The following is a 1,070-nucleotide window of genomic DNA, read 5'->3' as shown; positions in this document are numbered from 1 at the left end:
CCGTAGCCTAACCTTTTAGGAGGGCGCGGCCGAAGGTAGGGTCAGCGATTGGGGTGAAGTCGTAACAAGGTAGCCGTAGGAGAACCTGCGGCTGGATCACCTCCTTTCTATGGAGAACATACTTAAGCTTACAATTAAGAATTTTGGTTTAACTAAAATTCGAGTAAGTGTTAAGTAAACAAAATAATAAATTGCACTTTAAAGATTACTACCTCTGTTTAATTTTGAAAGTACATTTAAAGAACTACTCAAGGGTAGTTCTTTTTTTGCACTAAAATATATAATTATAGTGGCGGGGATATTATGAAAGTGCTCTTATTAGTTTGTTCAGGTGAAATAATAGCAAGTATGCTGGCCGATAAAGTTAAGTCTAATGGGAGTTTGTATGGTATAAAGATAGCTACTGAAAGTTTATCTTCCATTAAGAATAAGAAAAGCATTGAACGATTTAATTCGTATGATTTATTAATTATATGGACAAATGTTAATTTGGATTTTATTAAGTTGTCTAAGAATATAAATTATTTTGATGGAATATTACTAACTCCTCAAATTAGGTACATATTAAATTCCATAGAATCAGTTGTGAAGGATACTAACACATCTTGTGAATTTATAGAGGTTAGAGATATGGTAACTATGGATGGCGAAGGTATTCTTAAACAAATTTTAGTCATGATTGAAAATAAATAGTATATTAGGTATTGACATAGTAGCTTAATATTTATATAATACTATATGTCGCTACGACCTAGTGACAAAGTTCTTTGAAAATTGCACATAGTATAAAATTTGTTTTTAAAACAAAGCCAGTTGGCAAATGTAACTATTAATAGTTACACATGTATGAATTAATGATAGCATTTAGGAAATACTCGCATATTACTAAATGCAAATAAATAGTTAATTCACAGGAGAATCATTTATGATTCGACCGAGAAGGCTTAGAAACGAGCAGTACGCGGAGATGAGGAGCGAGGAGCAGAGCATAGTTCACCTATGTGAGCACCACAGCGATGAAATCGACAAAGTAATGCGAAGTTTATAAGACTTTGAGTTAAAGGTCAAGT

At 32.7% G+C, this 1,070-nt stretch carries 1 protein-coding gene and 1 rRNA gene; both read left to right on the top strand.

The window, feature by feature from the left end:
• Window positions 1–107, top strand: a 16S ribosomal RNA gene (locus PTZ02_RS19625); the annotation flags it as partial.
• A gap of 196 nt (window positions 108–303) precedes the next feature.
• Entirely contained in the window at window positions 304–693 is a 390-nt protein-coding gene (locus tag PTZ02_RS19620) for a PTS sugar transporter subunit IIB (RefSeq protein ID WP_274229410.1), read from the top strand.
• Window positions 694–1,070 lie beyond the last annotated feature (377 nt).

The organism is Clostridium sp. 'White wine YQ', assembly GCF_028728205.1.
Classification (GTDB): Bacteria; Bacillota; Clostridia; order Clostridiales; family Clostridiaceae; genus Clostridium_T.
The sequence above is the reverse complement of the archived record's forward strand: the minus strand, read 5'-3'. Positions and strand labels throughout refer to the sequence as shown.

Bases quoted from the DNA above. Each gene is read 5' to 3' on its own strand.
- PTZ02_RS19620 (WP_274229410.1), top strand. From the start codon at position 304: ATGAAAGTGCTCTTATTAGTTTGTTCAGGTGAAATAATAGCAAGTATG.